Below are 23,826 nucleotides of genomic sequence, written 5' to 3'. Positions count from 1 at the left end.
TGCAGGGGGCGCATGCCGAGGAATTCTAACCTGCCGGTGGCAAGCCCCTGCAAGATTTCATGCAGGGTTCTTGCCAGCGGCTGGAACGGCGGTTCCCCGGGCGTGGCCTGTCTCAGCGAGCGGGCATAAAAAAGCCCCGCATGTGCGCGGGGCGTGAAATACCCTGAAAAAGGGTCAGAACCAGTTGTCTTGCATTGCCAGGCAGGTGTCGTCGCGGGCTTCGAGTAGTGTCAGCTCGTGGTGGCAGCCGGGCACTTCCCAGGTGAGGAAGTAACGTGCGGCCTGCAGCTTGCCCTGGTAGAAGTCGGCGTCTGCCGTATTGCCACGGGCCAGTCCCTGTTCGGCGCGGATGGCCTGTTCCAGCCAGCGCCAGCCGATCACCGTATGGCCGAACACCTTCAGGTACAGCGCCGAATTGGCCATGGCCTGGTTGACCTTGCCCTGCATCAGGTCGCCGAGCAGCGCCAGGGTGACATTGGAGAGGCGTGCCAGCAGGTGCTCCAGCGGTTGGCGCAGGGCGGTCAGCGACTCGTATTCGGCGGCGCGCTCGCAGCAACCCTGGATCAGCCGGGTCAGTTGCTTGAGGCCGGCCCCCTTGTTCTGCGCCAGCTTGCGACCCAGCAGGTCGAGGGACTGGATACCGTGGGTGCCTTCATGGATCGGGTTCAAGCGGTTGTCGCGGTAGTACTGCTCCACCGGGTATTCGCGGGTGTAACCATGGCCGCCGAGTATCTGGATCGCCAGCTCGTTGGCCTTGAGGCAGAACTCCGAAGGCCAGGATTTGACGATCGGGGTGAGCAGGTCGAGCAGCTCGTGGGCCTGCTGGCGCTCTTCCTCGGTGGCCAGCGTCTGGGTGTCGTCGAACAGGCGTGCCGAGTACAGGCCGAGGTCGAAGGCGCCTTCCACATAGGCTTTCTGGGTCAGCAGCATGCGGCGCACGTCGGCGTGCTGGATGATCGAGACCTGGGGCGAGGTTGGGTCCTTGCCGTCTGGTAGACGACCCTGCGGGCGCTCGCGGGCGTATTCGAGGGAATAGAGGTAGCCGGCGTAGCCGAGCATCACCGCGCCCATCCCAACGCCGATGCGTGCCTCGTTCATCATCTGGAACATGTAGGACAGCCCGGCGTGGGGCTTGCCCACCAGATAGCCGACGCATTCACCGTTATCGCCGAAGTTAAGCGCGGTAGACGTGGTGCCGCGGTAACCCATCTTGTGGAACAGGCCGGCCAGGATCACGTCGTTGCGCTTGCCGAGGGAGCCGTCGTCGTTGACCAGGAACTTGGGCACGATGAACAGGGAGATGCCCTTCACGCCAGGCGGGGCGTCCGGCAGCTTGGCCAGGACCATGTGCACGATGTTGTCCGCCAGCGGGTGGTCGCCACCGGAGATGAAGATCTTGTTGCCCTTGATGCGGTAGGTGCCATCGGCAGCCGGTTCGGCTCGGGTACGGATGTCCGAGAGGGACGAGCCGGCATGGGGTTCGGTCAGGGCCATGGTGCCGAAGAAGCGGCCGTCGATCATCGGTTGCAGGAACCGCTGTTTCTGCTCGTCGCTGCCGAAGCTCTCGATCAGGTTGGCCGCGCCCATGGTCAGGAACGGGTACGCCGAGCTGCCGACGTTGGCCGCCTGGAAGTGCGCGAAGCAGGCCTGGGACAGCAAGGTCGGCAACTGCATGCCGCCTTGTTCGAAGCTGCGGGTGGCGTTGAGGAATCCGGCTTCGAGGAAGGCGTCGACCGCCGGCTTCACTTCCGGGATCAGGGTGGCGGCGCCATTGACGTACTCCGGCTCCTGTTCGTCGCCCTTGCGGTTGTGCGGAGCGAAGAACTTCTCGGCGATGCTGCGGGCAGTGCCCAGGGCGGCATCAAAGGTTTCGCGGTTGTGGTCGGCGAATCGCTCGCGCTGGGTCAGGGCTTCGGCGTCCAGCACTTCGTAGAGTTCGAAAGCCAGGTTACGGGAACTGAGCAGGGTCTCGGACATGGTGGCTCTCCGGTGGGATCGCCTGAGTCTAGATCGGTGAATGAAGGGCGCCTAGCAACATCCATGAGCGTGATAAAGGGGGTGAAGCCGTGGTGAGCCACTGGCTGATAGAATGCGCGCCTCGCGAGGACTCTCCATGAACTACCGCCATGCCTTCCACGCCGGCAACCACGCCGACGTACTCAAACACTTCACCCTGGCCCGCCTGATCGCCCTGCTGTCGCGCAAGGAGGCACCCTTCGCCTACCTCGACAGCCATGCCGGTGTCGGTCTCTATGACTTGCTGGGGGACCAGGCCAGTCGCACCGATGAATGGCGCGAGGGCATCGGTCGCCTCTGGGACCTGCCCGACCTGCCGGCGCCGATGGCCGACTACCTGCAGGTGATCCATGAACTGAACCCGGATGGCAGCCTGCGTTATTACCCCGGCTCACCGGAATTGGCGCGGCGCCTGACGCGCCCCCAGGACCGCCTGCAACTGAACGAGAAGCATCCGGAAGACGGCCAGCTGTTGCGGGACAACATGGCCGGCGACCGCCGAGTCGCCGTGCACCTGGGTGAAGGGTGGCACCTGGCGCGGGCGCTGCTGCCCGTGGCGGAAAAGCGCGCGCTGATGCTCATCGACCCGCCCTTCGAAAAGGCGGACGAACTGGAGCGCTGTGTCACCGCCCTGAAGGAAGCCATCGGCCGCATGCGCCAGACGGTGGTCGCCATCTGGTACCCGATCAAGGACCAGCGCCAGCTCAAGCGCTTCTACCAGGGGCTGCAGGCCAGTGGCGCGCCCAAACTGCTGCGTGCAGAGCTGCGGGTGCATTCGGCTGACACTGCGGATTCCGGGCTGAACGGTTCAGGCCTGGTCATCGCCAACCCGCCGTGGGGCATCGAGGACGAACTGCGCCAGGTCCTGCCCTGGCTCGCCGAGCGCCTGGCGCAAAGCAAGGGTGGCTGGCAACTGGACTGGCTGATCGCTGAGTGATCAGCTTCGTCCGGGGCGAGGTTCCACGTAGTAGGTCAGTTGTTGCCGCGGGTTAAGGTATTCCAGCACCTCCAGCGGTAACTGCGCCGGCCGCAGGCTGCGGGCGATGGACAGGTGCGATTCCTGTTCCAGGTCGAGGATCAGCGCCTCCTGTTTGGGCACGTCCGGGGCGTGGACGATCAGGGTCGGTCGCAGCGGCTGGCCCGGGTTCATGCCCAGTACCAGGGCGTAGCGCTCGTCATCCAGTTGCACCAGGCTGCCGGGCGGGTAGACGCCCATGGCACGTATGAATGCCTTCAGGGCCACCTCGTCGAAGCGCGAACGCTGCTGCTTGAACATCAGCGCCAGGGCCTCATGGGGGCTGAGGGCGTTTCGCGGGTCGAGCGGGTTGCACAGGTTGTCGAACTGGTTGGTGATGGCCACCAGCTTGCTCAGCCGACCGATGCCCGCCTCCCGCAGGCCGCGGGGATAGCCGCTGCCGTCGCAATGCTCGTGGTGCTCGTGGATGATGCGTAGCACTTCGTCGTCCAGCATCAGGCGTTGGCCCATGCGCAGGCCGAATTCGGTGTGCAGTTGCAGGAACTGTTGCTCGGCGCGGGTCAGGGGCTCGGGCTTGAGCAGTACCTTGCTCGGGACTTCCATCTTGCCGATGTCATGCAGGAGGGCGCCGAGACCCAGGCTGTGGCAGGCCTCGCTATCAAGGCCGAGTTGGCGGCCCAGCAGCAGCGCCAGCACGGTGACATTCAGGGCGTGGTAATAGCTGTCCTCGGCCCCCTTGCCGGTAATGCTGTGCAGCACGACACCGGGTTCTCCCAGCAGGGTTTCCACCAGCCCGCCGACAATGGCACCGGCATGCTGGATCGCTTCTTCCGGACGGCTGCGCAGGATCTGGTTGAGGTTCTTGACCTGCTGGCTGGCCTGAAGGAACCGGCGGTCCACCTCGGCTACCCGCTGCCGCAGTTCGCGGAGCTTCTCGGTTCGAGCCTGGCGCGCCCGAGTCTCCGGGTCTTCCTGCGGCGGGGCTGGTGCCGGCACTTCGGGCGTTTCAAGGGGCAGGGGCTCGCAGTCGCTGCGCGCGGGGTCGTAGCGCAGCCGCTGCAGGCCCAGCGCCTGCAGGGCGCGAACCTGCCCTTCATCCTTGATCTTGAAGTTGCTGAAGGTGAAGTCGTGCTCCAGCCAGCCCAGCTCCAGCTGGATGTAGAGGCCTATGCAGAGCTGGTCGGGATGGATGTAGTAGATTTGGGGCGACATACCGGAGACTGGGTGGCGATTGGCCACTTGAGTCTAACTCTTCAATAACCACCCCGCCTGCCCGACTTCAGGTGGGCAGGCAGACCCCGGTTCCGCCCAGGCCGCAGTAGCCGCCGGGATTCTTCGCCAGGTACTGCTGGTGATAGGCCTCGGCGTAATAGAAGGCTGGCGCCTCTCGGACTTCGGTGGTGATGGCGCCGAATCCGGAATTCTCCAGCTCGGCCTGGAAGCGCTCCTGACTCGCACGGGCGGCGGCCAGTTGGGCTTCGTCATAGCAGAAGATGGCGGAGCGGTACTGGGTGCCAACGTCATTGCCCTGGCGCATGCCCTGGGTCGGGTTGTGGGCTTCCCAGAACGCCTTCAACAGCTCGTTGAAGCTGGTTTCCCGCGGATCGAACACCACCAGCACCACTTCGGTGTGCCCGGTCAGGCCGGAGCAGACTTCGTCATAGGTGGGGTTCGGGGTGAAGCCGCCCGCGTAGCCAACAGCCGTGGTCCAGACCCCCGGCTGTTGCCAAAAGCGCCTTTCAGCGCCCCAGAAACAGCCCAGGCCGAATTGCACCATTTGCAGGCCGGCGGGGAAGGGGCCTTGCAGCGGGCGACCATTGACGTAGTGGCTGTCGGGCACCGGCATGGGCGTCTCGCGGCCGGGGAGGGCCTGGGCGGCGCTTGGCAGCTCGAGTTTGTGGGCGAGTATTTGCGAACGCAGGACCATCAGCCGTCTCCTCGGGATTGCAATGAATCCCGATGTTACCCCGATTGTGCAGTCGTTTTTCAACGACTGTTCAGACGCCTTTGCGGCAGGGGTAGCGGACGAGGTTCTCGAACAGGTGCTTGCCGGAGATCGGTTTGTCGAACAGGTAGCCCTGGCCCACATCGCAGTGCTGCCGGCGCAGGAAACCGAGCTGGGCGGCCGTCTCGATACCTTCGGCGACCACCTTGAGTTTGAGCTTGTGAGCCATGGCGATCACCGCAGACGTGATCTCCTTGTCATCCTGGCTGTCGGGGATGTCCTTGATGAAGCTGCGATCGATCTTGATCACGTCGATGGGGAATTTCTTCAGGTAGCTGAGCGACGAGTAACCGGTGCCGAAATCGTCCATGGCCAGGGTCAGGCCGAGGTTTTTCAGATGGTTGAGCTGGTGCCGGGTGTCTTCGGTGGCTTCCAGCAGCAGGCCTTCGGTGAGCTCCAGCTCCAGATGCTTTGGCGGTAGCTGCTCTTCATGGAGGATCGCAGCGATGGAGCCCACCAGGTCCGGGTCGCTGAACTGCTTGGGCGACAGGTTGATGGCCACCTGCAGGTCGCCCAGCCCGGCAGCGCTGAGGCGCTTGCTCATGCGGCAGGCTTCGCGAATCACCCATTTGCCGATGGGGATGATCATGCCGGTCTCTTCCGCCACGCTGATGAACTGATCCGGGCTGATCATGCCCTTTTCCGGGTGGTGCCAGCGCAGCAGCGCTTCCATGCCGAGCAACTGGCCGGTCTTCAGGCAGAGCTTGGGTTGGTAGAAGACTTCCAGCTCGTTCTGTGCCAGGGCGCGGCGCAGGTTGTTCTCGACGAATAGCTTGTAGCTGGCCTCGGCATTCAGCGCCTCGGTGAACAGCTGCAGCTGGTGCTTGCCGTTGGCCTTGGCCTTGTGCAGTGCCAGGCCTGCGTGCTTCATCAGGGTCTGCGGGTCGCGCCCGTGCTGCGGCGCACAGGCGAGCCCCAAGGAACCCGTGACGTTGATCAGTTGGTTGTCGACGAACAACGGCTTGTCCAGGGTTTGCAGGACCTGGGCGGCGATGCGTTGGCCGCTATCCAGGTCGGCACCGTCCAGCAATACGGCAAACTCGTTGCTGGCAAAGCGCGCCAGGATACCGTTAGGGCTCAGGCTATTGCGCAGGCGTCGGGCCAGGCTTACCAGCAACTTGTCCCCCGTCTGGTGGCCGAGGCTGTCGTTGATCCGCTTGAAGTTGTCGATGTCCACCAGCAGCAGGCAGAGCGGAGTATCGCGGTCGCTTTGGAAGCGCTCTTCGAGGGTGCGGATGAAGTAGGGACGGTTGCCGAGGCCGGTGAGGTTGTCGGTATAGGCCAGTTTCTCGATGCGCTGCTGGGCCAGCTTGCTTTGGGTGACGTCTTCGTAGATGCCGATGTAGTGGGTGAGCTCGCCGTCCTCGCCAAATACTTTTGAGATCGACAGCTGGCCCCAGTAGGGCTCGAGGTTTTTGCGCCGGCTGCGGAACTCGCCTTGCCAGCTGTTGCAGGCCGCCAGGCCGGAGCCGGTGTCGAACAGCAGTTCACTGAGGTTTTCCAGGGCTGGCAGGTCCGACAGGCGGCGGCCGTGCACTTCATCGGCACTGTACTGGGTGATGGCGGTGAAACTGGGATTGACGTACTCCACCAGGCCGTCGCGGTCGACCAGCATGAAGGCGCTGGCGCTTTGCTCGACGGCACGCTGGAACAGGTGCAGCGCGCTGGTAGCGTGGCGCCGCTGCTGGTTCACCAGCACCTGGGCAAACTGGTCGGCCAGCTCGCCGGCGAAGGCGATCTCGTCGGTCTGCCAGACGCGTGGCGCGCCCGTATGTTCCAGGCAGAGCACGCCGACCACTTCGCCACCAATGCGGATGCTGGCGTCGAGCATGGCGCTGATGCCCTGGGGCTTGAGGTAACCCTTGGCCAGTTCGCTGGTGCGCGGGTCGCTCTGGGCATTGTGGGCGTCAATGGCACGGCCGCTGTGCAGGGCATCGAGGTAATGCGGGAACTGGCTCATCTCCATGGCGCGCGGGTGTACATGGTGGTCCTGGTCGCGGCGGAACAGGCTGACCGCTACCAGTTGGGTGCCTTCGAGCATCCAGATGCCGGCGCGCGCCACGTCGTAGGCTTCGCAGGCAGCCTGGGTGATGAGCTGTGCGGCTTCCTCGGCGGGGTTGCTGGACATGTAACGGTGTCGCGCCAGGCGGACGATCAGGCTCTGTTGGGCGCGGGAGCGCACCAGGTGCTGCAGATGGTCGTCCTGGGAACGCTGGTAGAGCTCCAGGGAGGTGCGCAGCCGGCTGTTCTGGGCCTCCAGATCGAGGTTTTTCAGCCGTTCCTGGTGTTCCGATGACTCGCCGGCCACCAACAGGTAGCCACGCAGCAACTGCCGCCCGTGCTGCTGGAAAGGCTCGCCGACTTCCTGCAGGAGCAGCGGGCCCTTGGGCGTGTGCAGGGTGTACTGGATGGAGTAATGCGGGTGCGCGGCCAGTTGAAGTTGCACCTCGTCGTGCAACCGGTAGCGGACCTCCGGTTCCATCAGGCTGGCGTAAGGGGCGTCAATCAGGGCGCAGAGTTCGCTGGCCGGGAGGCCGAATGTGCGTTCGCAGGCGGGGTCGAGAAAGAGCATCGCCCAGCTGGCCTCATTGAGCCGCTCGAAACGCATCAGGCCCAGCCGCGAGGGGACGGGCAGTTGCGTCACTATCTCGGCCACCAAACGGCTGGCGGCATCGGGATGGCTCTTCATTGGGCGCTAGGCTTCCACTTCTCTGACCGGAAGAGGGTCCGGCCTACTTCTTCAAAGCATCGGGCAAGGGTGCATCATGATGATGGCACTGGCAAGCGCGCCGCACCGTGCTTTTCGCGAGTGGAGAAAAGACGGTTGGAATTGTGCGGGACTGCGCAGTCACCGTGAGGGTGGAGGGCATCCAGCAGTCAAAAAAAACCCCGCCTCAGGGGGCGGGGTTGAGGTACGAGCGTGGCGTGCTCGCGAATTGCAAACGGTTACAGCAGCATGGTGCGGATATCCGCCAGCACGTCGCCGAGACGCTTGGTGAAGCGCGCGGCAGCGGCGCCGTTGATCACGCGGTGGTCGTAGGAAAGCGACAGCGGCAGCATCAGGCGCGGCTGGAAGGCCTTGCCGTCCCATACCGGCTGCATGGTGGCCTTGGACACACCGAGGATCGCCACTTCAGGCGCATTGACGATCGGCGTGAAACCGGTGCCGCCAATGTGGCCGAGGCTGGAGATGGTGAAGCAGGCGCCTTGCATGGCATCGGCGGACAGCTTCTTGGTGCGCGCTTTCTCCGCCAGTTCGGCGGCTTCGGCGGCCAGTTGCAGCAGGCTCTTCTGGTCGACGTCGCGAATGACCGGTACCAGCAGGCCGTCCGGGGTGTCCACGGCAAAGCCAATGTGCACGTACTTCTTGCGGATCAGCGCCTTGCCGCTGGGGGCCAGGGAGCTGTTGAAATCCGGCAGCTCCTTGAGCAGGTAGGCGCAGGCCTTGAGCAGGAGCGGCAGGACGGTCAGCTTGACGCCGGCCTTTTCCGCCACGGCCTTCTGGGCAACCCTGAAGGCTTCCAGCTCGGTGATATCGGCCGAATCGAACTGGGTCACGTGCGGGATGTTGAGCCAGCTGCGATGCAGGTTGGCAGCACCGACCTGCATCAGGCGGGTCATGGCCACTTCTTCGATTTCGCCGAACTTGCTGAAGTCCACCGCCGGGATCGGCGGGATACCGGCACCACCGGTTGCAGCGGCGGCTGCGGCCGGAGCTTCCTTGGCCTTCTGCATCATCGTCTTGACGTAGGCCTGCACGTCTTCCTTGAGGACGCGACCGTGCGGGCCAGTGGCCGGAACTGCGCTCAGCTCGACGCCGAACTCGCGGGCCAGTTGGCGAACCGCCGGGCCTGCGTGGACCTTGGCGCCGCTGGAACGGGCCGGAATGCCGGTGGTGCTTGCAGCCGCTGCGGCCAGCGAGGCAATAGCAGTGACCTCGGCGGCTGCGACCGGATGGGCGCCCTCGGGTACGCGATGGACCGGTTGCTCTGCGGCCGCTGCCGGAGCAGCTCCCGCGACCTTGAGCTTGAGGATCAGGTCGCCGGTGCCGACTTCGGCGTCCAGCTGCACTTCGACGCTTTCCACCACGCCGGCAGACGGCGAGGGGATTTCCATGCTGGCCTTGTCGGATTCCAGGGTGATCAGCGATTGCTCGGCTTCGACGGTATCGCCGGCCTTGACCAGTACTTCGATGACCTTGGCCTTGCCGGCCGAGCCGATGTCCGGAACCTTGATGTCCTGCACCGAGGCGGTTGCCGCCGGGGCAGGCGCTTGAGTGGCAGCCGGTGCCGGTGCGGCGGCAGGTGCAGCGGCCTGGGCCGGAGCCGGGGCTGCAGACGGTGCTGCTCCGGCTACGCGCAGCTTGAGGATCAGGTCGCCGGTGCCGACGTCGGCATCCAGCTTGACCTCGACGCTCTCCACCACGCCGGCGGCAGGGGAGGGAATCTCCATGCTGGCCTTGTCGGACTCCAGGGTGATCAGGGACTGCTCGGCTGCCACCGTGTCGCCGGCCTTGACCAGAACCTCGATGACCTTGGCAGTGCCGGCCGAGCCGATATCCGGGACGAAGATTTCCTGCACGCTGGAGCTGGCGGCCGCAGGGGCAGCAGCTGGCGCCGGGGCCGCGGGCTGTTCTTCGGCCTTGGGTGCCGGAGCCGCCGCCGGAGCGGGCGCTGCAGCTGCAGCACCCTCGACTTCCAGCTCCAGCAGTTCGTCGCCTTCTTTCAGGCGATCGCCCAGCTTCACCTTCAGGCTCTTGATCACACCGGCCTTGGGCGCGGGAATCTCCATGCTGGCCTTATCAGACTCCAGGGTCAGCAGGCTCTGATCGGCTTCGATGCGGTCGCCAACCTTGACGAACAGCTCGATCACTTCACCTTCGCCGCTGCCGATGTCGGGTACGCGAATCAGTTCACTCACAATGCGTCTCCTCAGCAGTCCAGCGGGTTACGTTTTTCAGGATCGATACCGAACTTGGCGATGGCCTCGGCCACGACCTTGGGTTCGATCTCACCGCGATCCGCCAGGGCTTCCAGGGTCGCGAGGACCACCCAGTAACGGTCAACCTCGAAGAAGTGGCGCAGTTTCTTGCGGGTGTCGCTGCGGCCGAAACCGTCGGTGCCGAGAACCTTGTATTCCTTGCTCGGTACCCACTGACGAATCTGGTCGGCGAACAGCTTCATATAGTCGGTGGAGGCCACGACCGGGCCCTTGCGGCCGGCCAGGCACTGCTCGATGTAGGTCTGACGCGGCTTCTGTTCCGGATGCAGGCGGTTGTGACGCTCGACCGCCAGGCCTTCGCGGCGCAGTTCGTTGAAGCTGGTGACGCTCCAGACGTCAGCGCCGACATTGAATTCGTCGCGGAGGATCTTCGCCGCTTCGCGGACTTCGCGCAGGATGGTGCCCGAGCCCAGGAGCTGCACGTGGTGCGCGGCGTCCTTCTTGTCTTCTTCCAGCAGGTACATGCCCTTGATGATGCCTTCTTCGGCTCCAGCCGGCAGCGCGGGCTGCTGGTAGGCCTCGTTCATCACGGTGATGTAGTAGAAGATGTTTTGCTGCTCTTCGGTCATCTGGCGGATGCCTTCACGCACGATCACCGCCAGCTCGTAGCCGTAGGTGGGGTCGTAGGTGCGGCAGTTCGGGATGGTGGCCGCCATCAGATGGCTATGGCCATCTTCGTGCTGCAGGCCTTCGCCGTTCAGAGTGGTCCGGCCGGAGGTGCCGCCGATCAGGAAGCCGCGAGCACGGCTGTCGCCGGCTGCCCAGGCCAGGTCGCCAATACGCTGGAAGCCGAACATCGAATAGAAGATGTAGAACGGCAGCATCGGCTGGTTGTGGTTGCTGTAGGAGGTACCGGCCGCAATGAAGGAGGACATGGCGCCTGCTTCGTTGATGCCTTCTTCAAGGATCTGGCCCTTCTTGTCCTCCTTGTAGAACATCACCTGGTCCTTATCCACCGGCTCGTAGAGCTGGCCGACCGAGGAGTAGATGCCCAACTGGCGGAACATGCCTTCCATACCGAAGGTACGGGCTTCGTCCGGGATGATCGGAACGATGCGCTGGCCAAGTTCCTTGTCCTTCACCAACTGCGCCAGGATGCGCACGAAGGACATGGTGGTGGAGATTTCACGATCGCCCGAACCGTCGAGGATGGCCTTGAGGGTTTCCAGCGGCGGGGTCGGGATGCTGAAGCTGTTGGCGCGACGCTGCGGCATATAGCCACCCAGGGCGGCGCGACGCTCGTGCAGGTACTTGTGCTCGGCGCTGCCTTCCTGCGGGCGGTAGAACGGCAGTTTTTCCAGATCGTTGTCGTTGACCGGAATGTCAAAGCGATCGCGGAACTGCTTCAGGCTCTCGACATCCACTTTCTTGGTGTTGTGCGCGGTGTTCTGCGCTTCGCCCGCACCGGTGCCGTAGCCTTTGATGGTCTTGGCCAGGATGACCGTGGGCTGGCCTTTGTGGTTGACCGCCTGGTGGTAGGCCGCATAGACCTTGTAGGGATCGTGGCCGCCACGGTTGAGTTTCCAGATCTCGTCGTCGGAGAGGTCCTTGACCATGTCCTTGAGCTCTGGCGAGTTGAAGAAGTTTTCGCGGACGTAAGCACCGTCCTTCGCCTTGTAGTTCTGGTACTCGCCGTCGACGACTTCGTCCATGCGGCGCTGCAGGGAGCCGTTGGTGTCCTTGGCGAACAGCGGGTCCCAGAACCGGCCCCAGACCACTTTGTTCACGTTCCACTGGGCGCCGCGGAAGACGCCTTCCAGCTCCTGGATGATCTTGCCGTTACCGCGGACCGGGCCGTCGAGGCGCTGCAGGTTGCAGTTGATGACGAAGATCAGGTTGTCCAGCTTCTCGCGGCCGGCCAGGGAGATGGCGCCAAGGGATTCCGGCTCGTCGCACTCGCCGTCACCCATGAAGCACCAGACCTTCTGTTTGCCGGCGGGGATGAAGCCGCGGCTTTCCAGGTACTTCATGAAGCGGGCCTGGTAGATGGCCTGAATCGGGCCGAGGCCCATGGATACGGTGGGGAACTGCCAGAAGTCCGGCATCAGCCAGGGGTGCGGGTAAGAGGACAGGCCCTTGCCGTCCACTTCCTGGCGGAAGTTGGTCATCTGCTCTTCGCTGATGCGGCCTTCGAGGAAGGCGCGAGCATAGATGCCGGGGGATGCGTGGCCCTGATAGAAGATCAGGTCGCCGCCGTGCTCCTCGGTAGGAGCCTGGAAAAAGTAGTTGAAACCGATGTCGTAGAGGGTCGCCGAGGAAGCGAAGCTGGAAATGTGACCGCCCAGATCCGGGTCGTGCAGGTTGGTGCGCATCACCATCGCAAGGGCGTTCCAGCGCACCATCGAGCGAATGCGGCGTTCCATGAACAGGTCGCCAGGCATGCGTGCTTCGTGGGTTACCGGGATGCTGTTGCGATACGGCGTGGTAATGGCGTAGGGCAGTTGGGTGCCGCTGCGGGTGGCCAGCTCACCCATGCGGGTCAGCAGGTAATGCGCGCGGTCTTCGCCTTCTTTGTCGAGTACGGACTCCAGGGAATCCAGCCATTCCTGGGTTTCGACGGGATCGAGGTCTTGCATGGCTTGCTCCAGGGCGGAAAGGCTTCCAGAATCGGATGCCAGTGGTCACGGCCGGCCTTGTGGGGCGGTCGCGGCGAAATTCTTGTTACCGGGGGTAGGGCCGGGCTCGTGTAGTTTTACTACAAATCGACGAAGGTTTCAGCACTCTGGATACAATCTTTCGTAGTAAAACTACAGGCTGCGCGGCGCAGTCGGCTGAAAGCCCCGAGTTAGAGCTGTTCCGCCACCGCTGCGCCAGCTGCGGGTCCAGCCTCGGCCCGCAGCCCAGAAAGGATAGACCATGAGCTTGCCGTCGCTGGCCGCCCTGTCGGCCACCCTCCAGCCCAGCGCCGATCGGGCGCTGTCTGCCTTCCGCACTGCCCTCGCTGATCAGTCCCAGGACTTTGACAGCTGGCCCGACGAACGGCGGCAAGCCTTCGTGCGAGTCAGTGCCGCCAGTGATTTCGTCGCCGAACAGGCCCAGCGCGACCCGCTCATGCTGTTGGCGCTGGCTGCCTCCGGTGAGCTGGAGCGGCCTCTGGCGCCCGGCGAGTTGCGCGCCCAGGTCGCGGAGCTGCTGGAAGACTGCATGGAAGAAGACGACCTTGGGCGACGGCTGCGCCGCTACCGCCACCGCCAGCAGTTGCGCATTATCTGGCGCGACCTGACCCGTCAGGCGGATCTTGCGGAAACCTGTCGCGACCTCTCCGACCTCGCAGACGCCTGCATCGACCTCGCTTACCACTGGCTTTACAGTCGCCATTGCGCCCAGTTCGGCACGCCCATCGGCCGTCGCTCTGGTCTTCCACAGCATCTGGTCGTGCTGGGCATGGGTAAGCTTGGGGCCCATGAATTGAACCTGTCCTCGGACATCGACCTGATCTTCGGCTACCCCGAGGGCGGTGAGACTGAAGGTGCCAAGCGCGCCCTGGACAATCAGGAGTTCTTCACGCGCCTCGGCCAGCGGCTGATCAAGGCGCTGGACGCCATCACTGTGGACGGATTTGTCTTCCGTGTGGATATGCGCCTGCGTCCTTACGGCTCATCCGGGTCGTTGGTGTTCAGCTTCAATGCGTTGGAGCAGTACTACCAGGACCAGGGGCGTGACTGGGAACGCTACGCCATGATCAAGGCGCGGGTGGTGGGCGGCGACCAGGCGGCCGGCGCCTACCTGCTGCAGATGCTGCGTCCCTTCGTCTATCGCCGCTACCTGGATTTTTCTGCCATCGAAGCGCTGCGCTCGATGAAGCAATTGATCCAGCAGGAGGTGCGGCGCAAGGGCATGACCGAGAACGTCAAGCTCGGCTCCGGAGGCATTCGCGAAGTTGAGTTCATCGCCCAGGCCTTCCAGCTGATTCACGGCGGCCGCGACCTCAGCCTGCAGCAGCGACCGCTGCTGACGGTACTGGAGACCTTGGAGGGCCAGGGCTACCTGCCGCCACCGGTGGTTGCCGAATTGAAGGAAGGCTACGAGTTTCTCCGCTACACCGAGCACGCCTTGCAGGCCATCGCCGACCGCCAGACGCAGATGCTGCCGGACAGTGAGCTGGATCGAGCGCGTGTTGCCTTCATCATGGGCTTTGACGACTGGACGAGCTTCCACGAGCGCCTGATGCACTGGCGCGGGCGTGTCGAGTGGCACTTTCAGCAAGTGATCGCCGATCCGGATGACGAAGAGGGCGGCGACGGTGAAAGCTGCATCGGTGGCGAATGGCTCCCGCTCTGGGAGGAGGCGCTGGACGAGGAGAGTGCTTGCCGTCAGCTGGGCGAAGCCGGCTTCGCCGAGCCCGTCGCAGCCTGGCGCCGCCTTACCGACCTGCGCAATGGCCCGCAGGTGCGTGCCATGCAGCGTCTCGGACGCGAGCGTCTGGATGCGTTCATACCGCGCCTGCTGAGCCTGACCGTGGAGCATCGCACGCCTGACCTGGTGCTGGAGCGGGTGCTGCCCATGGTGGAAAAGGTGGCGCGCCGCTCCGCCTACCTGGTGCTGCTGACCGAAAACCCTGGCGCCCTGCAGCGTTTGATCGAACTCTGTGCGGCCAGCCCCTGGATCGCCGAGCAGATCACCCGCTTCCCGCTGTTGTTGGATGAACTGCTCAATGAGGGCCGCCTCTATCGCCCGCCGCTGGCGCCGGAGCTGGCGGCCGAGCTGCGCGAGCGCCTGACGCGGATCCCCGAAGACGATCTGGAGCAGCAGATGGAGGCCCTGCGCCACTTCAAGCTGGCCCACAGTCTGCGGGTGGCGGCTTCGGAAATAGCAGGCACCTTGCCGCTGATGAAGGTCAGTGACTACCTGACCTGGCTGGCCGAGGCCATTCTCGATCAGGTGCTGGCCCTTTCATGGCGCCAGTCCGTGGCCAAGTACGGCACGCCCAAGCGCGCTGACGGTAGTCTTTGCGATCCGGACTTCGTCATCGTCGGCTACGGCAAGGTGGGTGGCCTCGAGTTCGGCCATGGCTCGGACCTGGACCTGGTGTTCATCCACGATGGCGATCCCCAGGCCGAAACAGATGGCGACAAACCCATCGACGGCGCGCAGTTCTTCACTCGCCTGGGGCAGCGCATCATCCATTTGCTGACCACCCAGACCACCTCCGGAGCCCTGTACGAAGTGGACATGCGCCTGCGTCCGTCGGGTGCTGCAGGCCTGCTGGTCAGTTCCCTGGGCGCCTTCCAGCGCTACCAGGAGAACGAAGCCTGGACCTGGGAGCACCAGGCGCTGGTGCGTGCGCGGGTGCTGGTGGGCTCGCCGCGGGTCGCCACCGCCTTCGAGCAGGTGCGCCTGGCGGTGCTCGGCCGCGAGCGCGATTTGCCCGGGTTGCGCGCAGAGGTGAGCGAGATGCGCGCCAAGATGCGTGGCAACCTTGGCACCCGCGAAACCGCTGCCGGCACAGGGTCGAATGCCTTCGAGGCCGCGGCCTCCTTCGATCTGAAGCAGGATGCCGGCGGTATCGTCGATATCGAATTTATGGTGCAATATGCGGCCCTGGCCTGGTCGCGACAGCACCCTGAACTGGTGCGTTACACCGATAACATCCGCATTCTGGATGGCCTGGAGCAGGCAAACCTGCTGGCCGGCGACGAAGTGCGCCTGCTGCAGGAAGCCTACAAAGCCTACCGTTCAGCGGCCCACCGCCAGGCCTTGCAGAAGCAGCCCGGGATAGTGAGCGGGGACCAGTTCCACGCGGAGCGCCATGGCGTGATGCGGATCTGGCGTGAACTGGGTCTGAACTGACCCGGCTGGCTGAACCAATCGAATTCTTGAGGAGCTGGCAATATGTCGATGGCCGATCGTGATGGCGTGATCTGGTATGACGGCGAACTGGTGCCGTGGCGCGAAGCAACCACTCACGTCCTGACCCACACCCTGCATTACGGCATGGGCGTGTTCGAAGGCGTACGCGCCTACAACACTCCGGACGGCACTGCCATCTTCCGCCTGCAGGCTCACACCGACCGACTGTTTGACTCCGCTCACATCTTCAACATGGAGATTCCCTTCTCCAAGGAAGAAATCAACGAAGCCCAGCGCGCCGCTGTTCGTGAGAACGGCCTGGAAAGCGCCTACTTGCGGCCGATGGTGTTCTTCGGCAGCGAGGGCATGGGCCTGCGCGCGACCGGTCTGAAGGTGCATGTGATCGTCGCCGCCTGGCACTGGGGCGCGTACATGGGCGAGGAAGCACTGGTCAACGGCATCAAGGTGCGTACCAGCTCCTATACCCGCCACCACGTCAACATTTCCATGACGCGCGCCAAGGCCAACGGCAACTACATCAACTCGATGCTGGCCCTGCAGGAGGCCATTTCCGGCGGCGCCGACGAGGCCATGCTGCTGGACCCGGAGGGCTACGTGGCCGAGGGTTCGGGCGAGAACATCTTCCTGGTCAAGGACGGCGTGGTGTACACCCCGGAAGTGACCTCCTGCCTCAATGGCATTACCCGCAGCACCATCCTGACCCTGGCTGGCGAGCTGGGTATCAAGGTCGTGGAGAAGCGCATCACCCGTGACGAGGTGTACATCGCCGACGAGGCCTTCTTCACCGGTACCGCCGCCGAAGTCACCCCGATCCGCGAAGTGGATGGCCGCAAGATCGGCATCGGTCGCCGTGGTCCGGTGACCGAGAAGCTGCAGAAAGCCTACTTCGACCTGGTGACCGGCAAGACTTCCGCCCACGGCGAGTGGCGCACCCTGGTCAAGTAATCCGACTAAGCTGCACGCGGCAAGCCGCAAGCTGCAAGTGGTTCGCACCGCTTGGAGCTTGCGGCTTGTCGCTTGAGGCTTGAAGCTGCCCTTATGAAAATACTGATCGTAGGACCCTCCTGGGTCGGCGACATGGTGATGGCGCAGACACTCTTCCAGTGCCTGAAGGCCCGCCATCCCGACTGCGAGATCGACGTGCTGGCCCCCGAGTGGAGCCGGCCCATCCTTGAGCGCATGCCGGAAGTGCGCCAGGCGCTGAGTTTCCCCGTCGGCCACGGCGTGCTGGATATCGCCACTCGCCGCAAGATCGGCAAGTCCCTGCTGGGGCAGTACGATCAGGCAATTCTCCTGCCCAACTCGCTGAAGTCGGCGCTGGTGCCCTGGTTCGCCGGCATCCCCAAACGCACCGGTTGGAAGGGCGAGATGCGCTACGGCCTGCTGAATGACATTCGTGTTCTCGACAAGCAGCGCTACCCGCTGATGATCGAGCGCTTCATGGCCCTGGCCTTCGAACCGGGCGCCGAGCTGCCCAAGCCCTATCCACGCCCTTCGCTGCGGATCGATCCGGCCAGCCGCGACGCCGCCCGGGCCAAGTTCGGCCTGGATCTGGATCGCCCCGTGCTGGCGCTCTGTCCGGGTGCCGAGTTCGGCGAGGCCAAGCGTTGGCCCGCCGAGCACTACGCCAAGGTGGCCGAACTGAAGATCCGGGCCGGCTGGCAGGTCTGGTTGTTCGGCTCGAAGAACGACCACCCGGGGGGCGAAGACATCCGCATGCGCCTTATCCCGGGCCTGCGCGAAGAAGCGGTCAACCTCGCCGGCGAAACCAGCCTGGCCGAGGCCATCGACCTGATGTCCTGCGCCAGCGCAGTGGTGTCCAACGACTCCGGGCTGATGCACGTGGCGGCTGCCTTGGCGCGACCGCTGGTGGCGGTCTACGGTTCGACCTCGCCGCAGTTCACCCCGCCCCTGGCCGAGCAGGTGGAGATTGTCCGCCTCGGTCTGGAGTGCAGCCCCTGCTTCGAGCGCACTTGCCGCTTCGGCCACTACAACTGCCTGCGTGAGCTCAAACCGCGCCCGGTGATCGAAGCCCTGGACCGCCTGGTGCCGGACCCGCTCGAGCTGGTGGAGAGTCGCTGAGTGCGGGTACTGCTGATCAAGACGTCTTCCCTGGGCGATGTCATTCATACCTTGCCGGCGCTCACCGATGCTGCGCGGGCGATTCCCGGCATCGAGTTCGACTGGGTGGTGGAAGAGGGGTTTGCCGAGATTCCGGCCTGGCATCCGGCGGTGGCGCAAGTCATTCCGGTGGCGATCCGCCGCTGGCGCAAGAACCTCTGGCAGACCCTGAGAAGCGGCGAATGGCGTCGCTTCAAGCGCCGTCTGCGGGAAACCCGCTATGACCTGGTGATCGACGCACAAGGCTTGCTGAAGAGCGCCCTGCTGACCCGTTACACCAAGGCACCGGTAGTGGGGCTTGATCGTGACTCGGCCCGCGAGCCGGTGGCCAGCCACTTCTATGATCGCCGCTATCCGGTGGCCTGGGGACAGCACGCTGTCGAGCGCGTGCGCCAGTTGTTCGCCCAGGCACTGGACTATCGGGTGCCTGAAGGGGTTGGCAACTACGGTCTGAATCGCGCCCAACTGGCCGACGCTCAGAGCGGTGCGCCCTACCTGCTGTTCCTCCATGGCACCACGTGGGAGACCAAGCACTGGCCGGAAAAGTATTGGCGCGAACTTACCGAGCGCGCCTGCGACCATGGCTGGCACGTGCGGCTGCCCTGGGGCAATCCGACGGAAAAAGCACGTGCCGAACGCATTGCCGAAGGCTTGGAAAAGGCTGCAGTGCTCCCCAAGTTATCCCTGGCGGGGATGGCCAAGGTCGTGGCCGGCGCCCGCGCCTGCGTGGCGGTGGATACCGGCCTCGGCCACCTGGCTGCCGCCCTGGATGTGCCGACCTTGTCACTTTACGGCCCGACCAACCCGGGCTTCACCGGCGCTTATGGGCGGTCGCAGATCCACTTGGGTAGCGACTTCCCCTGCGCGCCCTGCTTGAAGAAGGTCTGTGCCTACAAGCCGACGGTGGAAGATCGCCGCCTGTTCGATCTGGAAGGTGAACAGCCGCTTTGTTTCACCCGGCTGAATCCGCAGCGCGTGGCGACCCAGCTGGAAGCCCTTCTGCTGACTGAGGATATCCACTGATGCAACTGGCATTCGTGCTCTACAAGTACTTCCCCTTCGGTGGCCTGCAGCGTGATTTCATGCGCATCGCCCTGGAGTGCCAGCGTCGCGGTCATGCCATTCGCGTCTACACCATGATCTGGGAGGGCGACGTCCCGGAAGGCTTCGAAGTGCTGATTGCGCCCGTCAAGGCGCTGTTCAACCACAAGCGCAACGAGAAGTTCACCGCCTGGGTCGAGGCCGACCTGGCGCGCCGCCCAGTGGATCGGGTAATCGGCTTCAACAAGATGCCGGGTCTGGATGTCTACTACGCCGCTGACCCTTGCTTCGAGGACAAGGCGCAGACCTTGCGCAATGGTCTCTACCGCCGCTGGGGTCGCTACAAACACTTCTCAGACTATGAGCGCGCGGTGTTCGCCCCTGAATCGAAGACCGAGGTGCTGATGATCTCCGAGGTGCAGCAGCCGCTCTTCGTCAAGCACTACGCCACGCCGGCCAAACGCTTCCACCTGCTGCCGCCGGGTATTGCCGCCGATCGCCGCGCACCGGCCAACGCCTCGGACATCCGCGCTGAGTTCCGCCGTGAGTTCAAGCTGAGCGATGACGATCTGTTGCTGGTGCAGATCGGTTCCGGCTTCAAGACCAAGGGCCTGGATCGCAGTCTCAAGGCCGTGGCCGCGCTGCCGCGTGAACTGCGCAAGCGCACTCGCCTGATCGTTATCGGCCAGGACGATCCCAAGCCTTTCCTGCTGCAGATGAAGACCCTGGGCATTTCCGACCAGGTGGACATCCTCAAGGGGCGCAGCGATATCCCGCGCTTCCTGCTGGGTGCCGACCTGCTGATCCACCCGGCCTACAACGAGAACACCGGCACTGTATTGCTGGAGGCGCTGGTTGCAGGACTGCCCGTGCTGGTCACCGACGTCTGCGGCTACGCCCACTACATCGCCGAGGCGGACAGCGGCCGCGTGCTGCCCAGCCCCTTCGAGCAGGACGGCCTCAATCGCACGCTTGTCGAGATGCTCGCCGACTCGGCGGCCCGCGCGCGCTGGAGCGCCAACGGCCTGGCCTTTGCCGACAGCGCCGACCTTTACAGCATGCCGCAGCACGCAGCGGATGTGATTCTCGCGGAGCGCCCATGAAGCTTGTCCTGAAGCCACCTTTCGAGCACCTCTGGGCCGGGCGTGATGCCTTCGTCGAAGTGGAAGCGCTCCAGGGACAGGTCTATCGAGAGCTGGAAGGTCGTCGCACCCTGCGCACCGAAGTGGCCGGCAGCGGCTACTTCGTCAAGATCCATCGCGGCATCGGCTGGGGTGAGATTCTCAAGAACCTGATCACTGCGAAGGCGCCCGTGCTGGGCGCTGGCCAGGAATGGACGGCCATCCAGCGCCTGCACGAGGCCGGTGTACCGACCATGACCGCCGTTGCATTTGGCGAGCGCGGCAGCAATCCGGCGAGCCAGCACTCCTTCATTGTCACGGAAGAGTTGGCACCCACGGTCAGCCTCGAAGACTTCTGTGTCGATTGGCCAAGCAATCCGCCGCCGGTACGGCTGAAGTGGGCGCTGATCGAGGAAGTGGCGCGCATGACCGGCACGATGCACCGGGCCGGGGTCAATCATCGCGACTGCTATATCTGCCACTTCCTGCTGCACACGGCACGACCGGTGACCGCCGACGACTTCAAACTGTCGCTGATTGACCTGCATCGTGCGCAAACCCGTGCCGCAACTCCCAGGCGCTGGCGCGACAAGGACCTGGCCGGACTCTACTTCTCGGCGCTGAACATCGGCCTGACCCGGCGTGACAAGCTGCGCTTCCTCAAGGCCTACTTCCGCCAGCCTCTGCGCCAGGTCCTGAGGGATGAAATCGGTCTGCTGGCCTGGCTCGAGCAGAAGGCCGAGCGCCTGCTCTCGCGCTATGAGCGCAAGTACGCCGGGGGAGGAGAGGCGTGAGCCAATGGAAACTGGCCGAGGGGCTGGAGACTGAGGTCGCAGAGCTGTTCGGTGACCTCGACAAGGTATTTGCCGTGGAAGGTGATTGGATCACCGGCGACCCGCTGTCCGAGGTGCTGCGGGTGGAACACCGTGGCGTGCGCTACTACGTCAAACGCTACTGGGCCGCGGGCAAAGGCTTGCGTCGCTGGTTCGGTCGGCCGCGAGTCAAGGCCGAATGGCAGAACCTCAAGCGCTTCACCAAATGGGGCATTCCCACTGCGCCTGTGGTGGGGTGGGGGCAGGAACGTCGTGCCGGCGCCTTCCATCGTGGTGCGCTGATCACCCGGGAACTCGAAGGCACGGTCGACATGGCGGAAATGGCCAAGCAGGGCGATCCGCGCCTGAGCGATCCGCGCTGGGTCGACCGCGTCAGCCGGCAATTGGCGAAGGCCACCCGAAGCCTGCATCGGCACGGCTTCGCCCATAACGACCTGAAGTGGCGCAACCTGCTGGTGGACGAAGCTGGCGAGCTGTTCCTGATCGACTGCCCAACCGGCACGTTCTGGTGGGGACCCTTCCTGCGCTATCGGGTGATCAAGGACCTGGCCTGCCTGGACAAGGTGGCCAAGTACCACCTCAGTCGCAGCCAGCGCCTGCGCTTCTACCTGCAATACCGGGATCAATCGCGCCTGCGTAGCCGCGACAAGCGCCAAGTGCGGAAGATCCTCAAGTTCTTCGAGGGGCGCGAATGAGCGACTTCATCGCCGCGGCGGATCGCGAGATTCTCGCCCGCCACGGCCTGGACAGTTTCGAATCGCTCTGGGCCTTGCGCCTGGAGGCGGTCGATGAGCCCAACACCGGTCGTGGTGGCTGGAGCAGTGTGTTCCGCCTGGACCTGGGTGAGGCCACCTACTACCTCAAGCGACAGAGCAACTTCCTTAGCCGCAACCTGCTGCGACCTTTTGGCGAGCCCACCTTCGCTCGCGAGTTCCGCAACATTTGCCGCTACCAGAAACTGGGCGTTCCGGCTCTGCAGGCGGCCTTCTTCGGCTACCGCCTGGTTGAGGGCGAGCGTCGCGCCATCCTGCTGACTCGTGCCCTGGATGGTTGGCGCGAGCTTGCCGGTTGGCTGGATGCGTGGCCCGCAATGGCCGCCGGGAAGCGCTTGGCGATCATCGTCGCGGTGGCGGATCTGGCGCGGCGCCTCCATGGCGCCGGCCAGGTGCACGGTTGCTTCTATCCCAAGCACGTATTCCTGCGGGAGACCCAGGCCGGATTCGAGGCTTGTCTGATCGACCTGGAAAAGACCCGGCCCTTGCTGCTGGGGCGCCGCGACCGGGTCAAGGACCTGGAGGCCCTGGTGCGCCGGGCTGATGCCTGGGGCGAAGTCGAGGTACGCGAACTGCTGTCTGGCTACCTGGAGCGCGGGCAGGATTCGGCGGACGTGAATGACTGGCTGGCACGCCTCGCCAGTCGCCGGCGTGACAAGGAACGCGCTCAATGACTCTGGCTGACCTGGCCCGTGCGGGGAGAACCCCGCAGCTTCCCATTCGCCTTGATGTCGCTGGCGGCCTGGAGCTGCAGAGCCTGCTGCGGGTTCTGCCCGGGCAGCGTTACGTGGGCGTGGCGATGTGGCAGGGCCGCAAGGTGCTGGCCAAGCTGCTGGTCGGCGCCAAGGCCGAGCGGCATTTCCAGCGCGAGCTGGCGGGCGCGCGCGCCCTGCATGAACAGGGCATCGATTCCCCGGCGCTTCTGAATGAAGGGCAGCAGCCAGGGCAGGGTGGCTGGTTGCTGTTCGAGTATCTGGAATCAGCGGAAAGCCTCTGGGATGCCTGGCGCCAGGTGGAGCGCGATGCCCCGTTGTCCGACGGTCAGCAAGCCGTGTTGGGCGAGGCGCTCGGAGTCATTGCCCGACTGCACCTGGTCGGGCTCGTCCAGGAAGACCTGCACCTGGACAACCTGTTGCGACAGGACAACAAGCTGCACGTGATCGACGGCGGCGGCATCCGCGCTGAAAACCCCGGCAATCCTCTGCCGAGGGACAAGGTCCTGGCCAACCTGGGCATCTTCTTTGCCCAATTGCCGGCGGAGCTGGACCCCTTCCTGGAAGAGCTGCTGGTGCACTACCTGCTGGTCAACGGCGAGCATGCCTTGCCGCTGGAGGCCCTGGAGAAAGAAATCGCCCGGGTGCGACGCTGGCGCCTGGCTGACTACATGAAAAAGATCGCTCGCGATTGCAGCCTGTTCAGTGTCGTTCGCGGCGCATTCGGCCTGCGCGCGGTCCGTCGCGAGGCGGAAGCAGGGCTCGAAAGGCTGCTGCAGGCGCCGGACGCAGCGCTTGAGCAGGGTCGCTCGCTGAAGCAAGGGGCTACCGCCACGGTAGCGGAAGTCCAGATCGACGGACGCAAACTGCTGGTCAAGCGTTACAACATCAAGGGCCTGCTGCACTGGTTGACGCGCTTCTGGCGCCCGAGTCGCGCCTGGCACAGCTGGCGCGAGGGCAACCGTCTGGAGTTCCTTGGCATCGCCACGCCACGTCCGCTGGCCGTGCTCGAACGGCGGTTTCTCTGGATGCGCGGCCGGGCCTACCTGATTACCGAATATCTCTCCGGGCAAGATATAATCGCCCGTTTTCGACCCTATCTGGACAATCCTGATGGGGCTGGTGCTCTGCCGGAAGTCGAGTTGCAAGCTCTCGACCGATTGTTCGCTGCGCTTATCCGCGAGCGCATCAGTCACGGCGACTTCAAGGGCTACAACCTGTTCTGGCAGGACGGCCGCTGGACCCTGATCGATCTCGATGCCGTGTACCAGCATCGCAGCGAGCGCAGCTTCGCCCGGGCCTATGCTCGCGACCGCGCGCGCTTCCTGCGGAACTGGCCGGCCGAATCGGCGCTGCACCAGCTACTGGATAAACGATTACCGCAGGTGCCAGGCACCTGCCCTGAAAGAGGCTAA

16 protein-coding genes are annotated in these 23,826 nt (G+C 64.3%); 10 read left to right on the top strand and 6 right to left on the bottom strand.

The features are described from left to right. Positions 1 to 174: 174 nt before the first annotated feature. Positions 175 to 1,977, bottom strand: coding sequence for an acyl-CoA dehydrogenase (locus FFS60_RS04330; RefSeq protein ID WP_137821241.1), 1,803 nt, complete (start codon positions 1,975 to 1,977; stop codon positions 175 to 177). A gap of 136 nt (positions 1,978 to 2,113) precedes the next feature. Here FFS60_RS04330 and FFS60_RS04325 point away from each other — a divergent pair, with 136 nt between their 5' ends. Next, the gene (locus tag FFS60_RS04325; protein WP_137821240.1) at positions 2,114 to 2,953 is read left to right on the top strand and encodes a 23S rRNA (adenine(2030)-N(6))-methyltransferase RlmJ; all 840 of its coding nucleotides are present in this window, start codon (positions 2,114 to 2,116) and stop codon (positions 2,951 to 2,953) included. On the opposite strand, the gene FFS60_RS04320 is transcribed toward FFS60_RS04325, so the two are convergent. The 5 genes from FFS60_RS04320 to aceE all read right to left on the bottom strand — a co-directional run bounded on the left by FFS60_RS04320 (position 2,954) and on the right by aceE (position 12,574). After that, on the bottom strand, positions 2,954 to 4,204 hold the full coding sequence (locus FFS60_RS04320) for an HD-GYP domain-containing protein (RefSeq protein WP_137821239.1): 1,251 nt from the start codon (positions 4,202 to 4,204) through the stop codon (positions 2,954 to 2,956). Between the two features lie 67 nt (positions 4,205 to 4,271). Further along, positions 4,272 to 4,919, bottom strand: a complete 648-nt coding sequence (msrA, locus tag FFS60_RS04315) for a peptide-methionine (S)-S-oxide reductase MsrA (RefSeq protein ID WP_137821238.1) — start codon at positions 4,917 to 4,919, stop codon at positions 4,272 to 4,274. A 70-nt stretch (positions 4,920 to 4,989) separates the two neighbouring features. Beyond that, on the bottom strand, positions 4,990 to 7,686 hold the full coding sequence (locus tag FFS60_RS04310; RefSeq protein ID WP_137821237.1) for an EAL domain-containing protein: 2,697 nt from the start codon (positions 7,684 to 7,686) through the stop codon (positions 4,990 to 4,992). Positions 7,687 to 7,943: 257 nt separating this feature from the next. Next, positions 7,944 to 9,917 carry a dihydrolipoyllysine-residue acetyltransferase gene (gene aceF, locus FFS60_RS04305; protein WP_137821236.1) on the bottom strand — a complete coding sequence of 658 codons (1,974 nt, stop codon included), beginning with the start codon at positions 9,915 to 9,917 and terminating at the stop codon, positions 7,944 to 7,946. Between the two features lie 11 nt (positions 9,918 to 9,928). Continuing rightward, positions 9,929 to 12,574, bottom strand: a complete 2,646-nt coding sequence (gene aceE, locus FFS60_RS04300; RefSeq protein ID WP_028630592.1) for a pyruvate dehydrogenase (acetyl-transferring), homodimeric type — start codon at positions 12,572 to 12,574, stop codon at positions 9,929 to 9,931. A 280-nt stretch (positions 12,575 to 12,854) separates the two neighbouring features. Between aceE and glnE the strand changes: the two genes are divergently transcribed. The 9 genes from glnE (at position 12,855) to FFS60_RS04255 (ending at position 23,826) form a co-directional block, all read left to right on the top strand. Beyond that, on the top strand, positions 12,855 to 15,788 hold the full coding sequence (glnE, locus tag FFS60_RS04295) for a bifunctional [glutamate--ammonia ligase]-adenylyl-L-tyrosine phosphorylase/[glutamate--ammonia-ligase] adenylyltransferase (RefSeq protein WP_137821235.1): 2,934 nt from the start codon (positions 12,855 to 12,857) through the stop codon (positions 15,786 to 15,788). Positions 15,789 to 15,830: 42 nt separating this feature from the next. Beyond that, positions 15,831 to 16,754, top strand: a complete 924-nt coding sequence (locus FFS60_RS04290) for a branched-chain amino acid transaminase (protein ID WP_028630594.1) — start codon at positions 15,831 to 15,833, stop codon at positions 16,752 to 16,754. A gap of 93 nt (positions 16,755 to 16,847) precedes the next feature. Next, complete coding sequence (gene waaF / locus FFS60_RS04285; protein WP_137821234.1) at positions 16,848 to 17,891, top strand: lipopolysaccharide heptosyltransferase II; 1,044 nt, start codon at positions 16,848 to 16,850, stop codon at positions 17,889 to 17,891. Next, positions 17,892 to 18,953: a lipopolysaccharide heptosyltransferase I gene (gene waaC / locus FFS60_RS04280; RefSeq protein ID WP_137821233.1), complete on the top strand. Its 1,062-nt coding sequence runs from the start codon at positions 17,892 to 17,894 to the stop codon at positions 18,951 to 18,953. Then, on the top strand, positions 18,953 to 20,074 hold the full coding sequence (locus FFS60_RS04275) for a glycosyltransferase family 4 protein (RefSeq protein ID WP_137821232.1): 1,122 nt from the start codon (positions 18,953 to 18,955) through the stop codon (positions 20,072 to 20,074). Before waaC ends, FFS60_RS04275 begins: the two co-directional genes overlap by 1 nt. After that, a complete protein-coding gene (gene rfaP / locus FFS60_RS04270; RefSeq protein ID WP_137821231.1) occupies positions 20,071 to 20,886 on the top strand; it encodes a lipopolysaccharide core heptose(I) kinase RfaP in 816 nt (271 codons plus the stop codon). The genes FFS60_RS04275 and rfaP overlap by 4 nt, the downstream gene beginning before the upstream one ends. After that, a complete protein-coding gene (locus FFS60_RS04265) occupies positions 20,883 to 21,620 on the top strand; it encodes a lipopolysaccharide kinase InaA family protein (RefSeq protein ID WP_137821230.1) in 738 nt (245 codons plus the stop codon). The genes rfaP and FFS60_RS04265 overlap by 4 nt, the downstream gene beginning before the upstream one ends. Continuing rightward, positions 21,617 to 22,372 carry a lipopolysaccharide kinase InaA family protein gene (locus FFS60_RS04260; RefSeq protein ID WP_137821229.1) on the top strand — a complete coding sequence of 252 codons (756 nt, stop codon included), beginning with the start codon at positions 21,617 to 21,619 and terminating at the stop codon, positions 22,370 to 22,372. Before FFS60_RS04265 ends, FFS60_RS04260 begins: the two co-directional genes overlap by 4 nt. Continuing rightward, a complete protein-coding gene (locus FFS60_RS04255) occupies positions 22,369 to 23,826 on the top strand; it encodes a lipopolysaccharide kinase InaA family protein (RefSeq protein WP_137821228.1) in 1,458 nt (485 codons plus the stop codon). The genes FFS60_RS04260 and FFS60_RS04255 overlap by 4 nt, the downstream gene beginning before the upstream one ends.

The sequence above is a fragment of the Pseudomonas sp. D(2018) genome, from assembly GCF_005502555.1.
GTDB classification, from domain to species: domain Bacteria; phylum Pseudomonadota; class Gammaproteobacteria; order Pseudomonadales; family Pseudomonadaceae; genus Metapseudomonas; species Metapseudomonas resinovorans.
Note: the sequence above shows the minus strand (reverse complement) of the source record. Positions and strands in the feature narration are given on the sequence as shown.